This window comes from Streptomyces sp. NPDC052225 (assembly GCF_040679615.1).
Lineage (GTDB): Bacteria > Actinomycetota > Actinomycetes > Streptomycetales > Streptomycetaceae > Streptomyces.
This window is the reverse complement of the sequence record NZ_JBFAVD010000003.1, coordinates 142,791-166,418: the sequence shown is the minus strand read 5'-3', so window position 1 is coordinate 166,418 and position 23,628 is coordinate 142,791. Positions and strand designations below refer to the sequence as shown.

The 23,628-nt window shown below is 71.3% G+C and carries 24 protein-coding genes and 1 riboswitch; of the genes, 13 read left to right on the top strand and 11 right to left on the bottom strand.

Going from position 1 to position 23,628, the window contains the following annotated elements; genetic code table 11:
* Positions 1 to 40 precede the first annotated feature (40 nt).
* Together AB0L37_RS06415 and AB0L37_RS06410 are read left to right on the top strand one after the other, a co-directional pair.
* Complete coding sequence (locus tag AB0L37_RS06415) at positions 41 to 676, top strand: hypothetical protein (protein ID WP_365500954.1); 636 nt, start codon at positions 41 to 43, stop codon at positions 674 to 676.
* A 66-nt stretch (positions 677 to 742) separates the two neighbouring features.
* Positions 743 to 1,963 (top strand): Cmx/CmrA family chloramphenicol efflux MFS transporter, encoded by a 1,221-nt coding sequence (locus AB0L37_RS06410; protein ID WP_365501432.1) that lies wholly within the window; start codon positions 743 to 745, stop codon positions 1,961 to 1,963.
* Here AB0L37_RS06410 and AB0L37_RS06405 read toward each other — a convergent pair.
* Complete coding sequence (locus tag AB0L37_RS06405) at positions 1,902 to 2,186, bottom strand: DUF4031 domain-containing protein (protein WP_365500952.1); 285 nt, start codon at positions 2,184 to 2,186, stop codon at positions 1,902 to 1,904. The genes AB0L37_RS06410 and AB0L37_RS06405 overlap by 62 nt on opposite strands.
* Entirely contained in the window at positions 2,183 to 2,563 is a 381-nt protein-coding gene (locus AB0L37_RS06400) for a hypothetical protein (RefSeq protein ID WP_365500950.1), read from the bottom strand. Before AB0L37_RS06400 ends, AB0L37_RS06405 begins: the two co-directional genes overlap by 4 nt.
* A 98-nt stretch (positions 2,564 to 2,661) precedes the next feature.
* Between AB0L37_RS06400 and AB0L37_RS06395 the strand changes: the two genes are divergently transcribed.
* The 4 genes from AB0L37_RS06395 (at position 2,662) to AB0L37_RS06380 (ending at position 6,980) form a co-directional block, all read left to right on the top strand.
* Complete coding sequence (locus tag AB0L37_RS06395; RefSeq protein WP_365500948.1) at positions 2,662 to 3,579, top strand: MurR/RpiR family transcriptional regulator; 918 nt, start codon at positions 2,662 to 2,664, stop codon at positions 3,577 to 3,579.
* A gap of 135 nt (positions 3,580 to 3,714) precedes the next feature.
* Positions 3,715 to 4,662 carry an N-acetylmuramic acid 6-phosphate etherase gene (gene murQ, locus AB0L37_RS06390; protein ID WP_365500946.1) on the top strand — a complete coding sequence of 316 codons (948 nt, stop codon included), beginning with the start codon at positions 3,715 to 3,717 and terminating at the stop codon, positions 4,660 to 4,662.
* A gap of 73 nt (positions 4,663 to 4,735) precedes the next feature.
* Entirely contained in the window at positions 4,736 to 6,256 is a 1,521-nt protein-coding gene (locus AB0L37_RS06385; RefSeq protein ID WP_365500944.1) for a PTS transporter subunit EIIC, read from the top strand.
* Positions 6,257 to 6,365: 109 nt separating this feature from the next.
* The gene (locus tag AB0L37_RS06380; protein ID WP_365500942.1) at positions 6,366 to 6,980 is read left to right on the top strand and encodes an ABATE domain-containing protein; all 615 of its coding nucleotides are present in this window, start codon (positions 6,366 to 6,368) and stop codon (positions 6,978 to 6,980) included.
* On the opposite strand, the gene AB0L37_RS06375 is transcribed toward AB0L37_RS06380, so the two are convergent.
* Positions 6,944 to 7,186 carry a hypothetical protein gene (locus tag AB0L37_RS06375; RefSeq protein WP_365500940.1) on the bottom strand — a complete coding sequence of 81 codons (243 nt, stop codon included), beginning with the start codon at positions 7,184 to 7,186 and terminating at the stop codon, positions 6,944 to 6,946. The genes AB0L37_RS06380 and AB0L37_RS06375 overlap by 37 nt on opposite strands.
* Before the next feature lie 163 nt (positions 7,187 to 7,349).
* Between AB0L37_RS06375 and AB0L37_RS06370 the strand changes: the two genes are divergently transcribed.
* On the top strand, positions 7,350 to 7,634 hold the full coding sequence (locus tag AB0L37_RS06370) for a hypothetical protein (RefSeq protein ID WP_365500938.1): 285 nt from the start codon (positions 7,350 to 7,352) through the stop codon (positions 7,632 to 7,634).
* A gap of 190 nt (positions 7,635 to 7,824) precedes the next feature.
* Here AB0L37_RS06370 and groL read toward each other — a convergent pair whose 3' ends face one another.
* From groL to thrC, 4 genes are all read right to left on the bottom strand, one after another.
* Positions 7,825 to 9,450: a chaperonin GroEL gene (gene groL, locus AB0L37_RS06365; protein ID WP_365500936.1), complete on the bottom strand. Its 1,626-nt coding sequence runs from the start codon at positions 9,448 to 9,450 to the stop codon at positions 7,825 to 7,827.
* Positions 9,451 to 9,752: 302 nt separating this feature from the next.
* Positions 9,753 to 9,959, bottom strand: a complete 207-nt coding sequence (locus tag AB0L37_RS06360; RefSeq protein WP_005486335.1) for a cold-shock protein — start codon at positions 9,957 to 9,959, stop codon at positions 9,753 to 9,755.
* A 432-nt stretch (positions 9,960 to 10,391) separates the two neighbouring features.
* Positions 10,392 to 10,667 (bottom strand): MoaD/ThiS family protein, encoded by a 276-nt coding sequence (locus AB0L37_RS06355; protein WP_142217854.1) that lies wholly within the window; start codon positions 10,665 to 10,667, stop codon positions 10,392 to 10,394.
* A 36-nt stretch (positions 10,668 to 10,703) separates the two neighbouring features.
* Positions 10,704 to 12,005: a threonine synthase gene (gene thrC / locus AB0L37_RS06350; RefSeq protein ID WP_365500934.1), complete on the bottom strand. Its 1,302-nt coding sequence runs from the start codon at positions 12,003 to 12,005 to the stop codon at positions 10,704 to 10,706.
* Between the two features lie 18 nt (positions 12,006 to 12,023).
* A riboswitch (SAM riboswitch) is annotated at positions 12,024 to 12,179 on the bottom strand.
* 150 nt (positions 12,180 to 12,329) lie between these two features.
* Between thrC and AB0L37_RS06345 the strand changes: the two genes are divergently transcribed.
* From AB0L37_RS06345 to AB0L37_RS06335, 3 genes are all read left to right on the top strand, one after another.
* Positions 12,330 to 13,277, top strand: a complete 948-nt coding sequence (locus AB0L37_RS06345) for a glucosyl-3-phosphoglycerate synthase (RefSeq protein ID WP_365500932.1) — start codon at positions 12,330 to 12,332, stop codon at positions 13,275 to 13,277.
* 38 nt (positions 13,278 to 13,315) lie between these two features.
* On the top strand, positions 13,316 to 15,343 hold the full coding sequence (locus AB0L37_RS06340) for an isopeptide-forming domain-containing fimbrial protein (protein WP_365500930.1): 2,028 nt from the start codon (positions 13,316 to 13,318) through the stop codon (positions 15,341 to 15,343).
* Between the two features lie 99 nt (positions 15,344 to 15,442).
* Positions 15,443 to 16,825 carry a trehalose-6-phosphate synthase gene (locus AB0L37_RS06335; RefSeq protein WP_365500928.1) on the top strand — a complete coding sequence of 461 codons (1,383 nt, stop codon included), beginning with the start codon at positions 15,443 to 15,445 and terminating at the stop codon, positions 16,823 to 16,825.
* Positions 16,826 to 16,930: 105 nt separating this feature from the next.
* Here AB0L37_RS06335 and otsB read toward each other — a convergent pair whose 3' ends face one another.
* Genes otsB through AB0L37_RS06320 form a run of 3 tightly spaced genes read right to left on the bottom strand, consistent with a single transcriptional unit; the run spans position 16,931 to position 19,260 of the window.
* Positions 16,931 to 17,743 (bottom strand): trehalose-phosphatase, encoded by an 813-nt coding sequence (gene otsB, locus AB0L37_RS06330; RefSeq protein WP_365500926.1) that lies wholly within the window; start codon positions 17,741 to 17,743, stop codon positions 16,931 to 16,933.
* A 10-nt stretch (positions 17,744 to 17,753) separates the two neighbouring features.
* Positions 17,754 to 17,981 (bottom strand): DUF3263 domain-containing protein, encoded by a 228-nt coding sequence (locus AB0L37_RS06325; protein WP_365500924.1) that lies wholly within the window; start codon positions 17,979 to 17,981, stop codon positions 17,754 to 17,756.
* Between the two features lie 10 nt (positions 17,982 to 17,991).
* Positions 17,992 to 19,260 carry an extracellular solute-binding protein gene (locus AB0L37_RS06320; protein ID WP_365500922.1) on the bottom strand — a complete coding sequence of 423 codons (1,269 nt, stop codon included), beginning with the start codon at positions 19,258 to 19,260 and terminating at the stop codon, positions 17,992 to 17,994.
* Between the two features lie 196 nt (positions 19,261 to 19,456).
* On the opposite strand from AB0L37_RS06320, the gene AB0L37_RS06315 reads away from it, so the two are divergent.
* The 3 genes from AB0L37_RS06315 (at position 19,457) to AB0L37_RS06305 (ending at position 22,621) form a co-directional block, all read left to right on the top strand.
* Positions 19,457 to 20,410, top strand: a complete 954-nt coding sequence (locus AB0L37_RS06315) for an ROK family protein (protein WP_365500920.1) — start codon at positions 19,457 to 19,459, stop codon at positions 20,408 to 20,410.
* Complete coding sequence (gene nagA, locus AB0L37_RS06310; RefSeq protein WP_365500918.1) at positions 20,410 to 21,579, top strand: N-acetylglucosamine-6-phosphate deacetylase; 1,170 nt, start codon at positions 20,410 to 20,412, stop codon at positions 21,577 to 21,579. The genes AB0L37_RS06315 and nagA overlap by 1 nt, the downstream gene beginning before the upstream one ends.
* Before the next feature lie 112 nt (positions 21,580 to 21,691).
* A complete protein-coding gene (locus AB0L37_RS06305; protein WP_365500916.1) occupies positions 21,692 to 22,621 on the top strand; it encodes a 1-phosphofructokinase family hexose kinase in 930 nt (309 codons plus the stop codon).
* Positions 22,622 to 22,630: 9 nt separating this feature from the next.
* On the opposite strand, the gene AB0L37_RS06300 is transcribed toward AB0L37_RS06305, so the two are convergent.
* Positions 22,631 to 23,593 (bottom strand): carbohydrate-binding protein, encoded by a 963-nt coding sequence (locus AB0L37_RS06300; RefSeq protein WP_365500914.1) that lies wholly within the window; start codon positions 23,591 to 23,593, stop codon positions 22,631 to 22,633.
* Positions 23,594 to 23,628: the final 35 nt, after the last annotated feature.

The following is a 23,628-nucleotide window of genomic DNA, read 5'->3' as shown; positions in this document are numbered from 1 at the left end:
AACATACCCCCAGGGGGTACACAACAGCTATGGTCGTCCCATGACCGAGCTGCGTGAGCGCTGGGCCCGCACCCTGCGGGCGACGACCGGCACCCCGGGCACCGACCCGTACCCGTACGCCGACAACCTGCTGGCCCGCTGGGCCGAGCCCCAGCGGCGCTACCACACCACCGCGCACCTCGCCGCGGTCCTCGACCACATCGACGTACTGGCGGAGCACGCGGACGACCCCGACCTCGTGCGCCTCGCGGCCTGGTTCCACGACGCGGTGTACCGTCCGGACCGCTCCGAGAACGAGGAGCGGTCCGCCGTGCTCGCCGAACGGGCCCTGAAAGAAGCAGGTCTGACGTCCCGTCAGGTGGACGAGGTCGCGCGGCTGGTCCGGCTGACCACCACGCACGACCCCGACGAGGGCGACACCAACGGCGAGGCCCTGTGCGACGCCGACCTGGCGATCCTGGCGTCGGACGCGGAGACGTACGCCGCCTACACGCGGGCGGTCCGCGAGGAGTACGCGTTCGTGCCCGACGAGGCGTTCCGCGAGGGACGGGCGGCGGTGCTCCGCCAACTCCTGGGCCTGCCAAGGCTGTTCAGGACCCCGCACGGTGCGAGGGCCTGGGAGGCGGCGGCGCGGGAGAACCTGTCGACGGAGCTGAGCCTGCTCGACGTCCCCTGACCGGGAATGCCACGCCCCACCGCGCAGGTTGCCCCTGACATGCCGCCGAACTCCGCCCCCGCCCGTATGCCGCTCGCCGTCTACATCCTCGGCCTCAGCGTCTTCGCCCTCGGCACGAGCGAGTTCATGCTCTCCGGCCTGCTCCCCGCGGTCGCCGACGACATGGACGTCACCATCCCGCAGGCCGGCCTGCTCATCTCGGCCTTCGCGATCGGCATGGTGGTCGGCGCCCCGCTCCTCGCGGTGGCGACGCTGCGCCTGCCCCGCCGCACCACCCTCATCGCGCTCATCTCGGTCTTCGGCCTCGGCCAGATCGCGGGCGCGCTCGCCCCGTCGTACGCCGTCCTCTTCGCGTCCCGCGTGATCTCGGCCCTGGCGTGCGCCGGTTTCTGGGCGGTCGGCGCGGCGGTCGCCATCGCGATGGTGCCGGTGAACCAGCGGGCCCGCGCGATGGCCGTGATGATCGGCGGCCTGTCGATCGCGAACGTCCTCGGCGTCCCCGCGGGCGCCTTCCTCGGCGACGGGCTCGGCTGGCGGGCCGCGTTCTGGGCGGTGGGCGCGGCGTCCGCGGTCGCCCTCGTCGGTATCGTCACGCTCGTCCCCGCGATCCCGGTGCCCGCCGAACGACCGCGCCTCAGGCGCGAGTTGGGGATCTACGCGGACCGCCAGGTCTGGCTCTCGATCGTCGTGACGGCGCTCGCGGCCGGCGGCGTCTTCTGCGCGTTCAGCTACCTCTCACCGCTCCTGACGGACGTGGCGGGCCTGTCCGAGGGCTGGGTCCCGGGCGTCCTCGCCCTGTTCGGCATCGGCGCCCTGGTCGGCACGACGGTCGGCGGCCGGGTCGCGGACGCGCACCTCTTCGGCGTCCTGCTGACCGGCATCACCGCCTCGACCGTCTTCCTCGTGGCGCTCGCGCTCCTGGGCCGCTTCGCGGTGGCGGCGGTGGCCCTGTCGTTCCTGCTCGGCCTCTCCGCGTTCTACACGGCGCCCGCCCTCAACGCCCGTATGTTCAACGTCGCGGGCGCCGCCCCCACCCTGGCCGGCGCCACCACGACGGCGGCGTTCAACCTCGGCAACACGGGCGGCCCCTGGCTCGGCGGCACGGTCATCGACGCGGACCTCGGCTACCCGGCCACCGCCTGGGCGGGCGCCGCGATGACGGTCCTCGCCCTCGCCGCGACGGCCGCAGCGCTGCGCCTTCACCGACGTACGGGATCGAAGATCGTCACGGGCTCGGCGGCGGCACCGCAGGCCGCCCCTTCGGCCGCCGCAGCCCCGCGTCCGTGAGCCTGCGCACGAGCTCCTTCGAGCCGATCACCACGGCCCCGGCCCGCACCGCGTCCTCGTAGCGGTGCGACGGGATGTCGTAGTGGTCGCGCTCGAAGGCACGCGGCGGCACCCCCAACCGCCCGGCGAACGCGTGCAGTTCCTCGAACGACACATCGCTGACCAGGTGCGACCACAGGCGGCCGTGCCCCGGCCAGGTCGGCGGGTCGATGTAGACGGTCATCCGGTCACGGTCCCCAAAGACCCCACCGGCGCGACCACGACGCCCGCCTCGGAGCAGACCCAGTGCGGGTCGGCGCCCAGCTCCGGCTCGACGTCCAGCGCGTGCGGCCCCTCCGTGCCCGAGCCGGGGCCGCAGACCGGGCACAGCGGCCAGCGCCCGTAGCGCTCCAGAAGGCCGTCCTTCACGTCCTGGGCGACGAGCCCGGTCACGTACGCGACACCCTCCGGCCACTGCTCGACCCACCAGCGGCGCGAGGTGACCGAATCCTCGACGAGCGACACGACATCCGCGTCGGCGACATCCACCGCCTTGAGGTCGGCGAGGACGAGGGCGCGGGCCGCGTGCAGGGCCTGTTCGAGCGGGCTGACGGAATCCATGACCCCATTGTCCCGCGACCTCACGGCCCCCAGATGTGACCCACGTCCCGACCGAAGGACCCTTGACCACGACACGCCGCGAAAATATCTTTCATTACGTGAGCAATGACGTGAAGGAAAGTTTCGTGAACGACGCGCCCCCCGCCCCGGCGGCCCTCGCGGCCAAGGTGCGCACCCTGGCGCCGTCGATGACCCGCTCCATGCAGCGGGTCGCCGAGGCCGTCGCGGGTGACCCGGCGGGCTGCGCGGCGCTGACCGTCACCGGACTCGCCGAGCTCACCGGCACCAGCGAGGCCACGGTGGTCCGCACCGCCCGCCTCCTCGGCTACCCCGGCTACCGGGACCTGCGCCTCGCGCTCGCCGGCCTCGCCGCCCAGCAGCAGTCGGGCCGGGCCCCGGCCGTCACCGCCGACATCGCGGTCGACGACCCGATCGCCGACGTGGTCGCCAAGCTGGCCTACGACGAACAGCAGACCCTCGCCGACACCGCGGCCGGACTCGACACCGTGCAGCTCGGCGCCGCCGTGAACGCGCTCGCGGGCGCCCGCCGCGTCGACGTCTACGGGGTCGGCGCCTCCGGCCTCGTCGCCCAGGACCTCGCGCAGAAGCTGCTGCGCATCGGGCACATCGCCCACGCCCACAGCGACCCGCACCTGGCGATCACGAACGCGGTGACGCTCCGCTCCGGCGACGTCGCGGTCTCCATCACGCACTCCGGCGGCACCGGCGACGTCATCGAGCCGCTGCGCGTCGCCTTCGAGCACGGCGCGACGACCATCGCGATCACCGGCCGCCCCGACGGCCCCGTCTCGCAGTACGCGGACCACATCCTCACCACGTCCATCGCCCGCGAGAGCGAGCTGCGCCCCGCGGCGATGTCGTCCCGCACGAGCCAACTCCTCGTCGTGGACTGCCTGTTCGTGGGCGTGGCCCAACGCACGTACGAGACGACGGCCCCGGCCCTCTCGGCCTCCTACGAGGCCCTGGCCCACCGCCACCGAACAACGCGCAAGTAGCAACTGAAGCAAGCTACCCAGCCACCAGATCAAGCCCCTCCGGCGATTGAGGAGCGGGGCCCGGGGCAGAGCCCCGCGACCCGCACAAGAGCCCCCGCCCCCAAAGAGCCCCGCACAGAAGGCCCCGAGACGACGATGTCCACCACCCCTGACGCCACATACAGCGACCTCCGAGCCGAACTGGCCACGCTGACGACGGAGGCGTTCCGCCCGGAACTCGCCGAGATCGACCAGCAGTCCACGCTGGAGATCGCCAGGATCATGAACGCGGAGGACGCCTCCGTCCCCACCGCCGTCGCCGCCCAGCTCCCCGCGATCGCCGCCGCGATCGACGGCACGGCCGAGCGCATGGCCCGCGGCGGCCGCCTGATCTACGCGGGTGCCGGCACGGCAGGCCGGCTCGGTGTCCTGGACGCGTCCGAGTGCCCGCCCACCTTCAACACGGACCCGGGCGAGGTCGTCGGCCTGATCGCGGGCGGCCCGTCCGCGATGGTCACCGCGGTCGAGGGCGCCGAGGACTCCAAGGAGCTCGCGGCGCAGGACCTGGACGCGCTGAACCTGACCGCCGACGACATCGTGGTCGGCATCTCCGCCTCGGGCCGCACCCCGTACGCGATCGGCGCCGTGGAGCACGCCCGCACCACCCGCGGCGCGCTCACCATCGGCCTGTCCTGCAACGCCGACAGCGCGCTGGCCGCCGCGGCCGACCACGGCATCGAGGTCGTCGTAGGACCGGAGCTGCTCACCGGCTCGACCCGCCTCAAGGCGGGCACGGCGCAGAAGCTCGTCCTCAACATGCTGTCGACGATCACCATGATCCGGCTCGGCAAGACGTACGGGAACCTCATGGTCGACGTACGCGCGTCGAACGAGAAGCTGCGGGCCCGCTCCCGCCGCATCGTCGCCCTGGCCACGGGCGCCGACGACGCCGCCATCGAGGCCGCGCTCGCCGCCACCGACGGCGAGGTCAAGAACGCGATCCTCGTCGTGCTCGGCGACGTGGACGGGCCGACGGCGGCCCGCCTGCTGACCGAGTCGAAGGGCCACCTGCGCGCCGCCCTCGCGGCGGCGACCACCCTCTGAAGCCCCCCTGAAGACCACCCTCTGACACCTCCCGCACCCTCCCCACTCCCCGCACAGCAAGGCAGCACGCACCATGGCTGAGAACAAGAACCGCGACGTGGCGGCCTCGATCCTGCCGCTCGTCGGCGGTGCCGCGAACGTCACCTCCGTAGCCCACTGCATGACCCGGCTCCGCCTGGGTCTCGCGGACCGCTCGCTGGTCCAGGACGAGGCGCTGAAGGCGCTGCCCGACGTCATGGGCGTCGTCGAGGACGACACGTACCAGATCGTCCTCGGCCCGGGGAAGGTCGCCCGGGTCACCCCGGAGTTCGAGGAGCTGGTGCAGGAGGGCAAGGCCTCCGCCCCCGCCCCCGCCGCGCCGACCGCCGATGGACTGGCGGCGCAGGGCGCGGAGTTGAGGGCGGCACAGAAGGCGAAGAACGCCACGCCGTTCAAGCTGTTCCTGCGCAAGATCGCCAACATCTTCGTGCCGCTGATCCCGGCCCTGATCGGCTGCGGCATCATCGCCGGCATCAACGGCCTGCTGGTCAACCTGCACTGGCTGCCCGGCGTCACCCCGGCACTCGCCGCCATCGCCTCCGGATTCATGGCGCTGATCGCGGTGTTCGTCGGCTACAACACGGCGAAGGAGTTCGGCGGCACGCCGATCCTCGGCGGCGCGGTCGCGGCGATCATCGTCTACCCGGGTGTCGCCAACATCGACGTGTTCGGCCAGACCCTCTCGCCCGGCCAGGGCGGCGTGCTCGGCGCGCTGGGCGCAGCGGTCCTCGCCGTCCACATCGAGAAGTGGTGCCGCAAGTGGGTGCCCGAGGCGGTCGACGTCCTCGTCACCCCGACCCTCACGGTGCTCATCTCCGGCCTGGTCACGATCTTCGGCCTGATGTTCGTCGCGGGCGAGGTCTCCACCGCGATCGGCGACGGCGCCAACTGGCTCCTGGAGAACACCGGCATCTTCGCCGGCGCGATCCTCGGCGGCCTGTTCCTGCCGCTGGTCATGCTGGGCCTGCACCAGGCGCTGATCCCGATCCACACCACCCTGATCGAGCAGCAGGGCTACACGGTCCTGCTCCCCATCCTCGCGATGGCGGGCGCGGGCCAGGTCGGTGCGGCGATCGCCGTCTACAAGAAGCTCAAGAACAACACGTCGATCCGCAAGACCATCAAGTCGGCGCTCCCCGCGGGCTTCCTGGGCGTCGGCGAACCGCTCATCTACGGTGTCTCGCTCCCCCTGGGCCGCCCCTTCATCACGGCTTGCGTCGGCGGCGCGGCGGGCGGCGCGTTCATCGGCCTCTTCTCGATGCTCGGCACCCAGGTCGGCTCGACGGCCATCGGCCCGTCCGGCTGGGCGCTCTTCCCGCTCCTCGACGGCGACAAGGGCCTGGGCGTGACCTGCGCGATCTACGCGGGCGGCCTGCTGGTGGGCTACATCGTCGGCTACCTCGCCACGTACTGCTTCGGCTTCACGAAGGAAATGATGGCCGAGTTCAACGCGGATGTGGACCTCGGTGAATCGCCGGAAGCCCACGCCGAGGAGGGCCCGTCGGCCCCGCAGACCACGGACACCCCCGAGCCGAAGCAGCCGGCGAAGGTCTGACGCCCCTCGTCGTCACCTCTGAACCCCGGGGCCCCGCGGACGCTTCCCCCGAGCTCCGCGGGGCTCCGGCCCGTTACCCCCTAAACAGGTAACCTGCTACCGTGCCCGGATGGTGGACAAGGAAAAGGGCAGGAGCCGGGGCCCGGACAAGCACTCCGACCCCTACGCCTTCCGCTGGTACGGCGGCCGCCTCTCGGTCGACTTCACGGCGACCCTGGGCGGACGGGGCCTGGGAGCAGCCGAGTTCGACCGCCTGCGCACTCCGCAGGACCTGACCCGCTGGTGCGTGGAAGCGGGCCTGTGCACACCCCCGGCCCCCGCCGCGTCCCCCCGCGTCCTCGCCCACGCCCGGCAACTGCGCGAAGCGCTGCACGGCGCCTTCACCGCGCCAACCGCCGCCGACCTGGACACCATCAGCACCTGGTCGTCCCGCTCCCTGCCGGGCCCCCGCCTCACCCTCGCCGCGACGGGCCGCGCCGCGCTCGTACCCCCCGAGGTCCGCTCGATCGGCGACCTGCTGCCCCACGTGGCCCGCGACGGCGCCGACCTGCTGACCGGCCCGTACGCCCACCGCGTCCGCGAGTGCGCCGCCCCCGACTGCTCCCTGCTCTACGTCGACGAGAGCCGCCCCGGCCGGCGCCGCTGGTGCTCGATGAACACCTGCGGCGCCCGCGCGAAGATGTCCGACTACCGCGCCCGCCGCTCGACGCCGGGCCGCGGCTGACAGCCCCCGAAGTAGTACACGCCGGGCTCGTAGCAGTCGGTCGCCACGAACCCGGCGGCCTCGGCCTCCTCGTTCGACATGATCACCGTGTGCCCCGTCGGCTCGGGCTCGGCCGCGTACGCGCCGGACGCGAAGGCCCCCGACAGCGCCGCCACGCCCACCGCTCCGGTCGCGCACACCCGCACAGCCCACTGTTTCCGCTTCATCGTCATACCGGGGCCAACGAACCCCCGGCGCTCACGTCACCCACGTCACCGGTGCCCGGCATCCGCGTCGTACACGTCAGCGACCCGTTCCGGGTGCGGACCGGGCTCCCCGTCCGGGGACGGCCGACATGCGCACTGCCCGGCCCTCCCGCATCCTGGCCCCATGGCTGACAGCACCTTCTCCAAGATCTCCTGGACCGAGTTCCGCCCGAACCGCAGCAGGCTGACCGCCGGTGCGGGGCTCGCCGGGGTCGGCATGATCGTCGCCACGGCGGGCGTCGGCGTCCTCGTCTACGAACTGGCCCGCGCGGGCCGCTCCTGGACCGGCAGCTGGGAAGTCCCGCCGACGGAGCTGGCCTCCCGCGCCCTGCGCCAGGCCCAGACGGCGACCCAGAGCGCGGCCAAGGCAGGCCGGGAAGCCTGGACCAGCTACGCGGAAGCCCCGTAAGGAGCGCCCCGCAGGGGCGCGGGGAACTGCGCGCCCAGCCCCAACGGCGCGAAACCCGCCGTACGGAGGCACCACCAACGGCGACGGGGCCCGCGCAGCGAACCCACCCCGGAAAACGCCGAAGGGCGGCATCCCGGCAAAGGGGATACCGCCCTAGGCGTCAAAGACCGACCCGAGCCGAAGTTCCGGCTCAGAAGTCCATGTCACCGCCCGGCATGCCGCCCGGAGCGCCGCCGGCGGCGGCCTTCTCCGGCTTGTCGGCGATGACGGCCTCGGTGGTCAGGAACAGCGCGGCGATCGACGCGGCGTTCTGCAGCGCGGAGCGCGTCACCTTGGCCGGGTCGAGGATGCCCTCGGCGATCATGTCGACGTACTCGCCCGTGGCGGCGTTCAGACCGTGGCCGACGGCCAGGTTGCGCACCTTCTCCACGACGACGCCACCCTCGAGACCACCGTTGACGGCGATCTGCTTGAGCGGGGCCTCAAGGGCGAGCTTCACGGCGTTGGCGCCGGTCGCCTCGTCACCTTCGAGCTCCAGCTTCTCGAACACCGCGGAGGCCTGGAGGAGGGCCACGCCACCACCGGCGACGATGCCCTCTTCGACGGCCGCCTTCGCGTTGCGAACGGCGTCCTCGATGCGGTGCTTGCGCTCCTTGAGCTCGACCTCGGTCGCGGCACCGGCCTTGATGACCGCAACACCGCCGGCGAGCTTCGCCAGGCGCTCCTGCAGCTTCTCGCGGTCGTAGTCGCTGTCCGAGTTCTCGATCTCGGCACGGATCTGGTTGACGCGGCCCTGGACCTGGTCGCTGTCACCGGCGCCGTCGACGATCGTCGTCTCGTCCTTGGTGATGACGACCTTGCGGGCGCGGCCGAGCAGGTCGAGACCGGCGTTCTCCAGCTTGAGGCCGACCTCCTCGGAGATGACGGTGCCACCGGTGAGGATGGCGATGTCGCCGAGCATGGCCTTGCGGCGGTCACCGAAGCCCGGGGCCTTGACGGCGACGGACTTGAAGGTGCCACGGATCTTGTTGACGACCAGGGTCGACAGGGCCTCGCCCTCGACGTCCTCGGCGATGATCAGCAGCGGCTTGCCGGACTGCATGACCTTCTCGAGCAGCGGAAGGAGGTCCTTCACGTTGCCGATCTTCGAGTTGACGATGAGGATGTACGGGTCGTCGAGCGACGCCTCCATACGCTCCATGTCGGTGGCGAAGTACGCCGAGATGTAGCCCTTGTCGAAGCGCATACCCTCGGTGAGCTCCAGCTCCAGACCGAAGGTCTGGGACTCCTCGACGGTGATGACGCCTTCCTTGCCGACCTTGTCCATGGCCTCGGCGATGAGCTCGCCGATCTGGGTGTCGGCGGCGGAGATGGAGGCCGTGGAAGCGATCTGCTCCTTGGTCTCGACATCCTTGGCCTGCTCGAGCAGGGCGGCGGAGACGGCCTCGACGGCCTTCTCGATGCCACGCTTGAGGGCCATCGGGTTGGCACCGGCGGCCACGTTGCGCAGACCCTCGCGCACCAGGGCCTGGGCCAGGACGGTCGCGGTCGTCGTGCCGTCACCGGCGACGTCGTCCGTCTTCTTCGCGACCTCCTTGACCAGCTCGGCGCCGATCTTCTCGTACGGGTCCTCGAGCTCGATCTCCTTGGCGATGGACACACCATCGTTGGTGATCGTGGGGGCGCCCCACTTCTTCTCGAGGACGACGTTGCGACCCTTGGGGCCCAGGGTCACCTTGACGGCGTCGGCGAGCTGGTTCATGCCGCGCTCGAGGCCGCGCCGTGCCTCCTCGTCGAACGCGATGATCTTGGCCATGTGAAGTGGTCCTCCCGGACGGGGTGGAAACGCAAACGGACCGTGCAGGTGCCCGCGACGGACGGCCTGCAGCCCTTGTGGTTCCTTGCCCCACCCGGCCTGCGAGCCTCACCGACTCGATCCAAGTTCTGTCACTCTCACGGGGAGAGTGCTAAGCCAATGATTAGCACTCGACCCCCACGAGTGCAAGGCCGTCTACCAGAACCGCAGGTGGGCAGCACGAAGGGCCCGTCCCCGATGACCGGGAGACGGACCCTCCATGGACGTGCGACGTACGAAGCTTTCAGTCGGACGCGCGCGCTTCAGCCGGCGGCCAGGCGGACCATGTCGGCCTGCGGCCCCTTCTGGCCCTGCGAGATCTCGAATTCCACTCGCTGACCCTCTTCGAGGGTGCGGTAGCCGTCCATCTGAATCGCGCTGTAGTGGACGAATACATCCGCACCACCGTCGACCGCGATGAAGCCGTACCCCTTCTCCGCGTTGAACCACTTGACGGTGCCCTGAGCCATGCCTAACTCCCCTATTACTGGCCCTTGCGCGAGACCGCACTTCGCGGTCCCGGGTCAGACCTCACGCCCCAAAGGGTTTGGGGGTGTGCGCCGGAACGCGTCGACCGCGGCTGAATGTATCTGCCCAACTGCCGTCTGCAACAGGTCAGTCGGACGAGAATTCTGGGCACGCACGATCGGGGAAAACGGGCCAACTGGACAGATCCCGGGGCAAGTCGGGCCGCATAAATGCCATAAAGGGCCCGAAAGGGCTGCGCACTTTGGCTACTTCTTGGCGGGCGTCGGGCGAGAACTCATATGCGCCCGTCATGCGCCACGTACCGAAACGAAGCAGCTTCCCCAACTGTACCGCGCTCAACCATGCAGAATTGCCCCCTCCGCTTCTCTTGCGGAGGGGGCAATTCACGTAACTCTGAGCAGATCGGCGAAAGATCAGCCGCCGGCGACGGCCGGAATGATCGAGACGCCCGCGCCGTCCGGCGTCGCCGTCTCCAGGCCCTGCTCGAAGCGGACGTCGTCGTCGTTCACGTAGACGTTCACGAAGCGGCGCAGCTTGCCCTGGTCGTCCAGGACGCGGGCGGCGATCCCGGTGTGGTTCTTCTCCAGGTCGGCGATGACCTCGGAGAGCGTGGCGCCCTCGGCGGGGACCTCGGCCTGGCCGCCGGTGTAGGTGCGCAGGATGGTCGGAATACGGACGTTGACGCTCATGGCTGGGTGACTCCCGTTCCTACAAGTTCGGTTGGCTCAGTGGTCGGCGGCGAGGCCGGCGTCGCGGAACGCGTCGAGGCTCGGCCGGATCGTGGCGGTCGCCTGGGACGAATCGGCAACCGCGTCGAGGGTCTTGAGCCCGTCACCGGTGTTCAGGACGACCGTGGTGAGGGACGGGTCGATGAGCCCCGCCTCGATCAGCTTCTTCGTGACGCCGAGCGTCACGCCGCCCGCCGTCTCGGCGAAGATGCCCTCGGTCTGCGCGAGCAGCTTGATGGCGTCCACGACCTGCTCGTCGTTCACGTCCTCCACGGCGCCGCCGGTGCGGCGGGCGATGTCGAGGACGTAGGGGCCGTCGGCCGGGTTCCCGATCGCAAGGGACTTGGCGATCGTGTTCGGCTTCTGCGGCCGTACGACGTCGGTGCCTGCCTTGTACGCCACCGAGACCGGCGAGCACCCCTCGGCCTGGGCGCCGAAGAGCTTGTACGGCTTGTCCTCGACGAGGCCGAGCTTGATCAGCTCCTGGAGGCCCTTGTCGATCTTCGTGAACTGCGAACCCGACGCGATCGGGATGACCAGCTGGTCCGGGAGCTGCCAGCCCAGCTGCTCGCAGATCTCGTAGGCGAGCGTCTTGGAGCCCTCGCCGTAGTACGGGCGCAGGTTCACGTTCACAAAGCCCCAGCCCTCGCCCAGCGGGTCGCCGATGAGCTCGGAGCAGAAGCGGTTCACGTCGTCGTAGTTGCCCTCGATGGCGACGAGGTCACCGCCGTAGACACCGGCCATGACGACCTTGCCCTGCTCCAGGTCGTGCGGGATGAACACGCACGAGCGGAAGCCGGCGCGGGCGGCGGCGGCGCCGACGGCCCCGGCCAGGTTGCCGGTGGAGGAGCACGACAGCGTCGTGAAACCGAAAGCGCGCGCGGCCTCGATGGCCTGGGCGACGACGCGGTCCTTGAAGGAGTGGGTCGGGTTGCCGGAGTCGTCCTTGACGAACAACTTGCCCTGCTCGACGCCGAGTTCGCGGGCGAGGTTGTCGGCCTTGACGAGCTTGGTCCAGCCCGGGTTCAGGTTCGGCTTCTCGGCGACGTCGGCCGGGACCGGCAGGAGGGGGGCGTAGCGCCAGATGTTGGCCGGGCCCGCCTCGATCTGCTTGCGGAGCGCCTCGGGGTCGCCGACGGGAAGGTCGTACGCGACTTCCAGAGGCCCGAAACACTCGACGCACGCGAAGATCGGACCGAGCGGGAACTGAGCACCGCACTCGCGGCAGGAGAGGCCTGCGGCGGGACCGAGGTCAACGGTCGGAGCGGCGGTTTCGGTGGCGACAGTCTGTACAGCCATGAGAGGCGAGGCCCTTTCTCCTCATCTTCCTCGCGGCGCACCTCGCCGCGAGACGGATTTGGCACCTTCCCTAGCCGGGAGCCCCGCGACGTCGACGATGACAGTCGTACGAGACCGGCTGGAGGGTTGCCGGGGCTTCAACGGGCCGTATCCCTCTGCCCCTCTGGATGAGCGGTATTCGGTTGTGTGTCACGCACTGAGGCGTGGGCGGCGACCCCGACATGCGATGGTCACCGGCCTTGTTCAAGACTGTAACCGACGCCCTGGACCCTTGAGATAGTCGTCCGAACCGCGAGATGGATCACATACGGGAGGACTCTGACCGTGCTGGAAGAGGTCGAGCGCTGGCTGAGCGGGCGTTCCTGGTCCGTGGCCGACCGTCCGCTGTCCCGTCTGATCGCCGCGAAACGGGCGTCGGGCCGGACCGTGAGCGTCGTACTGCCCGCGCTCAACGAGGAGGAGACGGTCGGCGAGATCGTCGCCGTGATCCGACGCGAGCTGATGACGGAGGCCGTGCCGCTCGTCGACGAGCTCGTCGTGATCGACTCCGGCTCCACGGACCGGACGTCGGCGGTCGCGGCGGCGGCCGGGGCGCGGGTCGTGCACCGGGACACGATCCTGCCGCGGATCCCGGCGCGGCCCGGAAAGGGCGAGGTGCTGTGGCGTTCGCTCCTCGTCACGTCCGGTGACATCGTCTGCTTCGTCGACGCGGATCTGAAGGAGTTCTCGGCGGACTTCGTCTCGGGGATCGTCGGCCCGCTGCTCACCGACCCGGGCGTGGACTTCGTCAAGGCCATGTACGACCGGCCGCTGGGTTCCGCGGCCGGCCAGGGCGGCCGGGTCACGGAGCTGATGGCGCGGCCGATCCTCAATCTGCACTGGCCCCAACTGGCCGGATTCGTCCAGCCGTTGGGCGGCGAGTACGCGGCCAGGCGCTCGCTGCTCGAACAGCTGCCGTTCCCCGTCGGATACGGGGTGGAGCTCGGCCTCCTCGTCGACGCGCTGCACACCGTGGGCCTGGACGCGCTCGCCCAGGTGGACGTGGGGGTGCGCAAGCACCGGCACCAGGACGGGCAGGCCCTTGGCCGGATGGCGGCGGCGATCTACCGCACGGCGCAGCTGCGGCTCGCGCGCGGGCATCTGGTGCGGCCGGTGCTCACCCAGTTCGAGCGGGGCGAGGACGGGTTCGAGCCGCGGACGCACGCGGTGGACACCGAGGAGCGGCCCCCGATGACCGAAATCAGTGAGTATGCGGAGCGTCGCGTGGCGTAACCACTGGATGATTATGATTTTTGCCTAAATTGCCCTTTATGTGGCTCAGACACGTACAGGGATACGCACGCGGCACGGCGGCCTTCGCCGCCACCGCCGCCCTCACAGGCTCACTGGTCGGCGCCGCCACGGTCCCGGCCGCAGCGGACGTCATCTCCCCCTTCGCCCAGCGCTACGACGAGTCGATCTACGGCGACTTCAAGACCATCGGCAACACGGTCATGGGCTGCCCCACCGGCGACGCCACCATGGCCGCGCGCTGCGCCGTCGCAGCGAACGGCGAGGGCAAGGACAACAACAACACGTTCGTCATGGAGCGGATCAACACGGCCGGGACGACGGACGGCTACGGCTCCAGCACCGGCCGGGTCGCCATCCCGCCGGGCGCGAAGGTCGCCTACGCCCGCCTCTTCTTCGGCGGCAACGACGGCACGTACCGCGGCCCCAGCGGCGCCGCCCTCAAGCGCTGCGACATCTCCGGCGCGGACGTGCTGCCCTCGCCGGGCGACCCGCTCGCCGCGGTGCCCGTGGTCGGCGTGGCCGGCGCGACGCCCACCAAGGTCGCCCCGCAGAACCTGGTGCGGGACCCGGCGACCACCAGCGGCCCGCACTACTACACCGGCGAGGCCGACGTCACGAGCCTGTTCAGCGGGGTCACCGGGACCGGGGCGCCGGTCCCCGTCGCCGTCGGCGACATCTGGGCGCCGACCGGCAAGGGCTGCGTCGCGGGCTGGTCGATGACCGTCGTCTACAAGTACGACGGCCCCGACGAGACCTACGCGCCCGACCGCCGCAACGTGTACGTCTACGGCGGCCACGTCCTCCAGCGCTCCACGTCGCCGGCCACCACGGTCACGGTCGACGGTTTCTACCGCACGAGCGGCACCCCGCACGCGAGCGTCACCGCGTACGAGGGCGACTGGAACACCTCGGGCGACAAGTTCGCGGTCGGCGGCCAGAACATCACCGAGTCGCACACCGGCAACACCAACAACTTCTTCATCTCCGAGGACGACGGCGCCCTCGACCCGAAGATGGTCAACAACCTGAGCATCGACGCGAAGGAGTTCGACGTCTCGGGCGGCTCCTCGCGGGCGGCCGTGAAGGCGGAGCCGATCCCGGTCGGCGCCACCTCCACCACGCTGAGCTTCTCCACCAAGGGCGACACGTACGTCCCCTCGGCGCTCGCGCTGTCCGTCCCGGTCCCCGACCTGGAGATCACCAAGACGGCGAGCCCGGCCACGGTGCGGCCCGGCGACACGGTGACGTACACGGTCAAGGCCGAGAACATCAGCAAGCTCGACTACCCGAACGCGAAGTTCACCGACGACCTCACCGAGAACCTCGACGACGCGACGTACAACAACGACGCGAAGGCGAGCGTCGGGAACGTCTCCTACACCGCGCCGAAGATCAATTTCACCGGTGACATCCCGGCCGGCAAGACGGCCACCGTCACGTACTCGGTGAAGGTCAAGGACCCGGTCGGCGGGGACGGCAAGCTCACCAACAACATCGTCGCCGACACCCCGCGCACCAACTGCGAGGACGGCTCCACGGACCCGAAGTGCGGCATCACGCCCGTCATCGAGGAGCCGCCGGCGCCGCCGACGCCGCCGCAGCTGATCGTCGACGTGGGCGAGTTCCCGCTGAACCCGCCGCCCGGCGACCTCGTCGTCCCGGTCGTCATCCGCAACCCCGGTGACACCCCGCGCGAGACCGAGGTCACCGACGAGGACGGCACCCTCCGGGAGGTCACCGTCCCGCCGCACGGCCAGATCACGGTGCCCGTCCACATCGAGGTGCCCAACACCCCGGGCAGGACGGTCACCCGTCACCTGGTGATCCCGGGCAGCGTCTGCGCCAAGGGCAGCACCGACCCGTCGTGCACGATCACCTTCACCGTGGGCCGCGTCCAGGCCCGGCCCACGCCCCCGAAGCCGACCGCTCCCGAGCTCGCCGAGACCGGCTCCGACTCGCACACCCTGCTGTACGGCGGCCTCGCCGTGTCGCTGTGCGGGCTCGGCGCGCTGATTCTCGCGGCGGTCCGCTCCCGCAGGAACTGACGCCGCGGCCGACGCGGCAGCCGGCGTTGTGTACGGCCGGGCTCCTGATGGAGCCCGGCCGTACGTTTGAGCGTTTCCGGGGCGGGCTAGTTTCGGCTTATGGCTTCCACGCATGGTGCTGCTGAGGTTCTCGTCGCGTCCAACCGCGGCCCGGTCTCCTACGCCGTCGGCGACGACGGTTCGGTCGAGGCGAAGCGCGGCGGGGGCGGACTCGTCTCCGCCCTGAGCGTCGTCGAGGACAAGCTGTGGGTGTGCGCGGCCCTCGGCGACGGCGACCGCGAGGCGGTGCGGCGCGGGGTCACCGAACCCGGCGTACGGATGCTGGACATCGACGCCGACGTGCACACGGACGCGTACAACGGGATCGCGAACTCGGTCCTGTGGTTCGTGCACCACATGCTGTACCAGACGCCTCTGGAGCCGTCGTTCGGCACCGAGTTCCGCCGCCGGTGGGCGTCGTACGAGGCGTACAACCGGGCCTTCGCGCAGGCGCTGGCGGACGAGGCCGCGCCGGGGGCGACGGTCGTCGTCCAGGACTACCACCTGGCCCTGGTCCCCGGCATGCTGCGCGAGCTCCGCGACGACCTGCGCATCGGCCACTTCTCGCACACGCCCTGGGCACCCGTCGACTACTTCCGGATGCTGCCCGACGACATCGCCGAGCAGCTGCTGCGCGGGATGCTCGGCGCGGACCGGCTGGCCTTTCTGACCCGCCGCTGGGCGGACGCCTTCACCGACTGCTGTACGCGGATCCTCGGGGGCACGTCCGGCACGCGGATCGGCGTGCACGGGCTCGGCGCCGACGCGGACTTCCTCCGGGAGCGGGCGCACCGGCCGGACGTGGACGAGCGTCTGGCGGCGCTGCGCGAGCAGGTGGGCGAGGACCGCAAGGTGATCGTCCGGGTGGACCGCACGGAACTGTCGAAGAACATCGTCCGCGGCCTGCACGCCTACGAGTTGCTCCTGGAGACCCGCCCCGAGTGGCGGGAGAAGGTCGTCCATGTGGCGTTCGCGTATCCCTCCCGGCAGGACCTGGCGGTCTACCGCGACTACACGGCGGAGGTCTCCCGCGTCGCCGAGTCCATCAACTCCCGCTACGGCACACCGTCTTGGACCCCGGTGATCCTCCACGTGAAGGACGACTTCGCCCGCTCCCTCGCCGCGTACCGCCTCGCGGACGTCGCCCTGGTCAACCCGATCCGCGACGGCATGAACCTCGTCGCGAAGGAGGTCCCGGTGGTCTCGGACGACGGCTGCGTCCTGGTCCTGTCGAGGGAGGCGGGCGCGTACGAGGAACTGGCCGAGGACGCGCTGGTGGTCAACCCGTACGACGTGACCGGCACGTCGGAGGCGCTGGCCGCCGCGCTGGCCATGCCGGACGACGAGCGAGCGGAGCGTACGAAGCGGTTGGCTGCCGCCGCCACCTCGTTGCCGCCCGGGCCGTGGTTCCTGGAGCAGCTGGAGGCGCTGGGGGCCGAGTGAGCCCCTGCGGCGATTGGGCAGCGGGGTCCGGGGCAGAGCCCCGGGGCCTCGGCATCGCTGCCGGGTGCGGCGCCGTGGGGGCTGGTCGCGCCGCTCCCCGCGCCCCTAAAGGGGCAGATCGCGCAACATGCGGACCACAGCTTCCGGGCCGTCCAGAACCAGGTCGGCCCTCTCGGCCAGCTCCGCGATCACCGTGTCCGCCGCCACGAGGACGCCCGGGATGCCGTCCGAGCGGAGTTTTTCGACTGCGGCGAAGGCCGGGAGATCGCCGAGGTCGTCGCCCGCGTAGAGGACCGACTCGGCGCCGACCTCCCGTACGTACTCGGTGAGGGCCACGCCCTTGTCGACGCCCGGGGGGCGCAGTTCCAGGACCATGCGGCCGGGTTCGACCACCAGGCCGTGCCGTGCCGCCAGGGCCGACAGCGGTGAGCGGAGCGTCTCGAACGCGCCCTGCGGGTCGGGGGCGCGGCGCGTGTGGACCGCCACGGCGCGGCCCTTCTCCTCGATGTACGTGTCGTGCCAGAGGTTCGACTCGGCGAGGACTCCGGGGAGTTCGGAGCGGACCGCGGCGACCCCCGGGTGCGGTGCGGGGGCGTGCACCGTGCCCGTGACGGCGTCCCAGCGCTCGGCGCCGTAGTGGCCGAGGACGACGAGGTGTTCGAGGCCGGGCACGCCCGCGAAGCCGCCGTGGCGGACCGCGACGCCGGCGGGCCTGCCGGTGATCACCGCGATGGAGGCCACCTTCGGCGCGAGCGCGGCGAGCGCGGGCACCGCGTCGGGGTGGGCGCGGGCCTGGTCGGGGTCGGGCACGATCGGGGCGAGGGTCCCGTCGAAGTCGAGCGCGATGACGGCTTTGTGGGGGCGGGCGGTGATGGCGGCCAGTCCGTCCCGGCCGGCGGCGGTCCTGAGGGCGTCCATGGGACCGACCTTAGCGGTGGCTCCGCCGCTCCTCCCGGACACGTCGCAACCTGTTCACCGTGACCGGCGCCGCCTCCAGTGCCCGGGGATCGTCGAGCAGCGCGTTCAGGAGCTGGTAGTAGCGGACCGGGGCCAGGTCGAGCTCCTCGCGGATCGCCCGCTCCTTCGCGCCCGGCGACTCGAAGCCGCGGCCCTCGAACGCGAGGACGGCCTTCTCCCGTTCGCCCAGAGACTCCATGCCCGCCACGCTACTCGGCGGCTTCCGCGGCCGCCGCGGAGTTCTGGATCCGGCCGAGGACGCCCGCGGCGCTGCCGGAGCCGGAGACGGCCGTGCCGATCTGCGCCTTGATGTCGGCGCTGACCTGCGGCCAGGACGTCTTGTTCGCCGGGTAGAACGTGGCGCCGCTGAGCTCGTCGATGAACGGCCGGATGTCCTTGTCGCGGGCCGAGGCGGCCATCGTCTCGGAGGCCGAGACGGTGACCGGCGCGAGGGTGTACTCGCGGGAGAACGCGAGGACGTTCTTCGGGCTGTACACGTAGTCGAGGAACTCGCCGACCTGCTTGCGGTGGCCGCCCTGCTTGAACGCCATCATCCAGTCGTTCACGCCCATCGTGGACTTGGGAGTCCCGTGGGGTCCGGGGATCGCGACATCGCCGTAGTCGAGCTTCTTCGCCTTGGCCATGTTCATCAGCGTGGGGTGCCCGGCGAGCATGCCGACCTGACCGGCGGCGAACGCCTGGAAGGCCGGGGTCCGGTTGAGCTTCGAGGGGGCCGTGGGGCCGGTGAGGCCCGCGTCGACCAGGTCGTTCTTGAGCCAGTCGACAGCCTCGACGTTCTGCTTGGCGTCGATGGCGTAGCTGCCGACGTTGTCGGTGTAGCCGCCGCCGTTGCTCAGCGTCCAGATCAGCGTCTCGGCCTGCGCCTCTTCCTTGCCGAGCGGCAGCGCGAAGGGGTAGCGCACGCCCTGCGCCTTGAGCGCGCGGGCGTCGGCGACCAGCTGCGACCAGGTCTTCGGCGGCGTGATGTCGGCCTTCTCGAAGAGCGCCTTGTTGTAGAAGAGGCGGCGCGTGGAGGCGGCGAACGGCATCCCGTACTGCACGCCGTCGACCTCGCTGGCCTCGCGCGTCTCGGTCAGGAAGTCGGCCTGCACGGGGACGGAGAGCAGCTCGTCGGCGGAGTAGAGCTTGCCCGCGGCGGCGTAGTCGGCGTAGGCGCCGACCTGCGCCATGTCGGGGGCCTTGCCCGCGTCGACCATCTGCTTGACCTTGTCGTCGACGACGTCCCACGAGTAGACGTCGACGTCGACCTTGATGCCGGGGTGGTCCTTCTCGAAGGCCGTGGTGAGCTTGTCCCAGTACTTCCTGGACGCGTTGGCCGACGAGTCGCCGTAGTCGGCGGCGACCAGCTTCAGCGTGACGTCGTCGGAACCGCCGGCTCCGCAGCCCGTCACCAGCGCCGACGTCGCCACGACACCCAGCGCGGCCGCCGCGGTGAGCGCCACCCTCCCCTTGCGCACTGCCGCACCCACCCTTGTCCTGCTCGATCGCCGCGAGGATCTCCCACGGTCGGACAAGGTCTACACCACATGCGGCTCACAGCGGAAACGCACGTTCGACAACCGGACACACCACCCCTCGCCCTTCCGCGAGTTGACCATGCTCGTCGCGCAGTGGACTAGACCTCTCAGGGGTGCACGCGCGACACTGTCCCCCGTGAGACATGTCATCGCCCTGGACGTGGGCGGCACCGGGATGAAGGCCGCCCTGGTAGGGGCGGACGGCGCACTGCTGCACCAGGCGCGCCGGGCCACGGATCGCGAGCGGGGCGCCGACGCGGTCGTCGAGTCGATACTCGGCTTCGCCGCCGAGCTGCGCGCGTACGGCGAGGAGCACCTCGGCGAGCCCGCGCTCGCCGCCGGCGTCGCCGTACCCGGCGTCGTCGACGAGGCGGGCGGCATCGCCCTGTTCGCCGCCAACCTCGGCTGGCGGGACGTCCCCATGCGGGCCCTGCTCAGCGAGCGCCTCGGGAACATCCCCGTCGCCCTCGGCCACGACGTGCGCACCGGCGGCCTCGGCGAGGGGCGGCTCGGCGCGGGCCGGGACGCCGACCGGTTCCTGTTCCTGCCGCTCGGCACCGGGATCGCGGGCGCCATCGGCATCGCGGGCCGCATCGAGCCCGGCGCGCACGGCTCCGCGGGCGAGATCGGCCATGTCGTGGTCCGCCCCGGCGGCGTGCCCTGCGGCTGCGGTCAGCGCGGCTGCCTGGAGCGGTACGCGTCCGCGTCCGCCGTCACCCTGGCCTGGCAGGCCGCGAGCGGCGACGAGAAGGCCACCGCGGCGGACTGCGCGCGGGCCGTGGACGCCGGGGACCCGAAGGCCGCCCGGGTCTGGCAGGACGCCGTGGAGGCGCTCGCCGACGGCCTGGTCATGGCGCTCACTCTGCTGGACCCCCGCACCCTGATCATCGGTGGCGGTCTCGCCGAGGCCGGGGAAACCTTGTTCACACCACTGCGGGCGGCCGTCGCGGAACGCGTGACGTTCCAGTCCCTCCCCTCGATCGTCCCGGCCGTCCTCGGGGACACCGCCGGATGCCTGGGCGCGGGCCTGCTCGCCTGGGACCTGCTCGACCACACCCGATCCACCGACTGCGCGGAGGTAACCACCTGATGGCCACAGCAAAAGTGCTCGCCGGTGCCAAGGTGGTCCTGCCCACCGGGACCGTCACCGACGGACGCGTCATCGTCGACGGCACGAAGATCGCCGGAAGCTCCCCCAGGCTCTCGAACGAGCTGGGAGGTACCCCCTTCGCGGACGCCACGACCGTCGACCTCTCCGGCCACTGGGTGGTGCCCGGCTTCGTCGACATGCACAACCACGGCGGCGGCGGCGCGTCCTTCACCTCCGGCACGGTCGAGGACATCCTCAAGGGCGTCCACACCCACCGGCTGCACGGCACGACGACGGTCGTCGCGTCCTTCGTCACCGGCGACATGGACTTCCTGACCCAGCGCGCGGGCCTGCTCTCCGAGCTGGCCGAGCAGGGCGAGATCGCCGGCATCCACTTCGAGGGCCCGTTCATCTCGCCGTGCCGCAAGGGCGCCCACGACGAGACGCTGCTTCGCGACCCCGACCCGGCCGCGGTCCGCAAGCTGATCGACGCCGCGCGCGGCCGCGCCAAGATGGTCACGCTCGCCACCGAGCTGCCCGGCGGCATCGACTCCGTGCGGCTGCTCGCCGAACACGGCGTGATCGCCGCGATCGGGCACACCGACGCGACGTACGAGCAGACGGTGGAGGCCATCGACGCGGGCGCCACGGTCGCCACGCACCTGTTCAACGCGATGCCGGGCCTCGGCCACCGCGCGCCGGGCCCGATCGCGGCGCTCCTGGAGGACGAGCGGATCACCGTCGAGCTGATCAACGACGGTACGCATCTGCACCCGGCCGCCCTGGAGCTGGCCTTCCACCACAAGGGCGGCCGGAAGGTCGCGTTCATCACGGACGCGATGGACGCCGCCGGGTTCGGCGACGGCCGCTACATGCTCGGCACGCTGGAGGTCGAGGTGAAGGACTCCGTGGCGCGGCTCGTCGAGGGCGGCTCGATCGCGGGCTCGACGCTCACCCTGGACCGGGCGTTCAAGCGGGCGGCGACCATCGACGAGCTGCCGGTCGAGGACATCGTCCACGCGATCTCCGCGAACCCCGCACAACTGCTGGGCGTCTACGACACGGTGGGCTCGCTCGACCCCGGCAAGGACGCCGATCTGGTCGTCCTGGACGAGGAGTTCGAGCTCAAGGGCGTGATGCGCAAGGGCGAGTGGATCGTCGAGCCGTAACTCCCCCGCGGCGCACGGCGGTTGGTCCGAGGTCTGGGCCAACCGCCGCGCTTTTGGCATGATCGGCCCCTGCTACCGAAAGTCCGCAAGGTTCGTAAGGGGGGTGGGGTCGGTGATCCTCACGGTCACGCTGAACACCGCACTCGACATCACCTACCAGGTCAAGGAGTTGCGCCCGCACGCATCGCACCGCGTCACCGAGGTCACCGAGCGGCCCGGCGGCAAGGGGCTCAACGTGGCGCGGGTGCTCGCCGCACTCGGCCACGAGGTGACCGTGACGGGCTTCGTGGGCGGCGCGACGGGACGCACCCTCCAGGAGCAACTCGTGGGCGCCGAGCGGATGTCGGACGCCCTCGTCCCCGTCGGCGGCCCGACCCGCCGCACGGTCGCCGTCGTCGACGCGTCGACCGGCGACACGACCCAGCTGAACGAGCCGGGCCCGCAGGTCTCCCCCGCCGAGTGGTCGGCCTTCCAGGAGGCGTACGAGCATCTGCTGCGCTCCGCGTCCGCGGTGGCCCTGTGCGGCAGCCTGCCGCCGGGCGTCCCGGTCGGCGCGTACGCGACGCTCGTGCGGGCGGCGAGGTCGGCGTCCGTGCCGGTCCTCCTCGACACGAGCGGCGAACCGCTGCGGCGCGGCGTCGCGGCCCGCCCCGACATGGTCAAGCCGAACGCGGACGAGCTGGCCGAACTCACCGGCTCCCACGAGCCGTTGCAGGCCATGAAGGACGTCCGCAGGCGCGGCGCGCACGCCGTGATCGCCTCGCTCGGCGCGCAGGGCCTGTGCGCCCTCACCCCGGACGGCGAGTGGCACGCCCCGGCCCCGGACCGCCTGGCCGGCAACCCGACGGGCGCCGGCGACTCAGCGGTCGCGGGCCTGCTCTCCGGCCACGCGGACCGTCTCCCGTGGCCCGACCGCCTGGCCCGCGCGGTCGCCCTGTCGGCGGCGACGGTGGTGTCCCCGGTGGCCGGGGAGTTCGACCGGGGGACGTACGAGGACCTGGTGGGCAAGGTGACGGTCGCCGAGCGGCTCGGCGCCGCCTAGGGCCCGCGGTCAGGACTTGGCGAGCCACATCTGGTCGATGTTCGCGTCGCACGTGTTGCCCTGCTCGCAGGAGACCGTGATCGCGTTCGTCCCCTTGGTGAGCTGGACGATGGCCCAGGTGTTCGTCCAGCCCTTCTCCCAGTCGCCTTCCTTGGCGTGGGCGAAGTTGTCCATGCTGAGCGGCCGGGTCTGCTTCGTGCCGTTCACGTTGATCGTGGCGTCGGAGTCCTTGCCGGGCACGCCGTAGTTCACGTAGAGCCGGTACGACCCGTCCTTCGGGATGTCGCTGACGGTCCAGGTCAGGCTTGCGCCGACCTTGTTGAAGCCCGCGACGTACACGCCGCCCGCCGCCTTCGCGCCCTTCACGTCGGACGCCACCACGGTGCCGCCGGCCAGCTTGAGGGTCTTCGCGTCGGTCTTCGGCAGGTCGACCGGGTCGTCGGCCGCGGTCGACTTCGACGGGGTCTGGCTGGGCCGCACCGTCTGCGAGTTGTTCGTCGGCTTGCCGCCGGCGTCGCCGCCCTTGTCGTCGCCCGAGTCGTTGCTGAGCATGGCCACGCTGATGCCGATGACGACGGCCGCGACGACCGCGACCGCGCCGATCAGCAGCGCCTTGGTGTTCGGACCGCGTCCGCCGCCGGAGCCCCGGCCGCGCGACGGCGCCTGCGGCGGACCCGGCTGGCTCGGGACGCCGCCGCCGGGCAGCGTCTCGGGAGCCTGGTAGTGCGCGTTCGGCTGCTGGTAGGCCTGGGTCGGCTGGGTCGCCTGCGCGGGCTGCTGCCCGTACTGGCGCTCGCCGACCGCGCGGACCTGGTTGTACGAGGAACGGGGTGTACGGGGATTCGGGTAGCCGTAGCCGCCGCCCCCACCGTTGGGCGGGGTCGCCCCGGCCGCCTGCCCGTCGGCGTACAGATAGCCGAACGGATCGTCGTCCTCGGGCGTGGTGCTCGCGCCGTTGTTGCCGGGCGCCATCCCTGATCACTCCCTACGCGTTGCTTACCCGGGCG

Bases quoted from the DNA above. Each gene is read 5' to 3' on its own strand.
- groL (WP_365500936.1), bottom strand. From the start codon at position 9,450: ATGGCCAAGATCATCGCGTTCGACGAGGAGGCACGGCGCGGCCTCGAG.
- otsB (WP_365500926.1), bottom strand. From the start codon at position 17,743: ATGGACGCCCTCAGGACCGCCGCCGGCCGGGACGGACTGGCCGCCATC.
- AB0L37_RS06340 (WP_365500930.1), top strand. From the start codon at position 13,316: ATGTGGCTCAGACACGTACAGGGATACGCACGCGGCACGGCGGCCTTC.
- AB0L37_RS06415 (WP_365500954.1), top strand. From the start codon at position 41: ATGACCGAGCTGCGTGAGCGCTGGGCCCGCACCCTGCGGGCGACGACC.
- AB0L37_RS06410 (WP_365501432.1), top strand. From the start codon at position 743: ATGCCGCTCGCCGTCTACATCCTCGGCCTCAGCGTCTTCGCCCTCGGC.
- AB0L37_RS06360 (WP_005486335.1), bottom strand. From the start codon at position 9,959: ATGGCTCAGGGCACCGTCAAGTGGTTCAACGCGGAGAAGGGGTACGGC.
- thrC (WP_365500934.1), bottom strand. From the start codon at position 12,005: ATGGCTGTACAGACTGTCGCCACCGAAACCGCCGCTCCGACCGTTGAC.
- murQ (WP_365500946.1), top strand. From the start codon at position 3,715: ATGTCCACCACCCCTGACGCCACATACAGCGACCTCCGAGCCGAACTG.
- AB0L37_RS06380 (WP_365500942.1), top strand. From the start codon at position 6,366: ATGGTGGACAAGGAAAAGGGCAGGAGCCGGGGCCCGGACAAGCACTCC.
- AB0L37_RS06405 (WP_365500952.1), bottom strand. From the start codon at position 2,186: ATGACCGTCTACATCGACCCGCCGACCTGGCCGGGGCACGGCCGCCTG.
- AB0L37_RS06355 (WP_142217854.1), bottom strand. From the start codon at position 10,667: ATGAGCGTCAACGTCCGTATTCCGACCATCCTGCGCACCTACACCGGC.
- AB0L37_RS06335 (WP_365500928.1), top strand. From the start codon at position 15,443: ATGGCTTCCACGCATGGTGCTGCTGAGGTTCTCGTCGCGTCCAACCGC.
- AB0L37_RS06385 (WP_365500944.1), top strand. From the start codon at position 4,736: ATGGCTGAGAACAAGAACCGCGACGTGGCGGCCTCGATCCTGCCGCTC.
- AB0L37_RS06370 (WP_365500938.1), top strand. From the start codon at position 7,350: ATGGCTGACAGCACCTTCTCCAAGATCTCCTGGACCGAGTTCCGCCCG.
- AB0L37_RS06400 (WP_365500950.1), bottom strand. From the start codon at position 2,563: ATGGATTCCGTCAGCCCGCTCGAACAGGCCCTGCACGCGGCCCGCGCC.
- nagA (WP_365500918.1), top strand. From the start codon at position 20,410: ATGGCCACAGCAAAAGTGCTCGCCGGTGCCAAGGTGGTCCTGCCCACC.
- AB0L37_RS06325 (WP_365500924.1), bottom strand. From the start codon at position 17,981: ATGGAGTCTCTGGGCGAACGGGAGAAGGCCGTCCTCGCGTTCGAGGGC.
- AB0L37_RS06300 (WP_365500914.1), bottom strand. From the start codon at position 23,593: ATGGCGCCCGGCAACAACGGCGCGAGCACCACGCCCGAGGACGACGAT.
- AB0L37_RS06375 (WP_365500940.1), bottom strand. From the start codon at position 7,186: ATGAAGCGGAAACAGTGGGCTGTGCGGGTGTGCGCGACCGGAGCGGTG.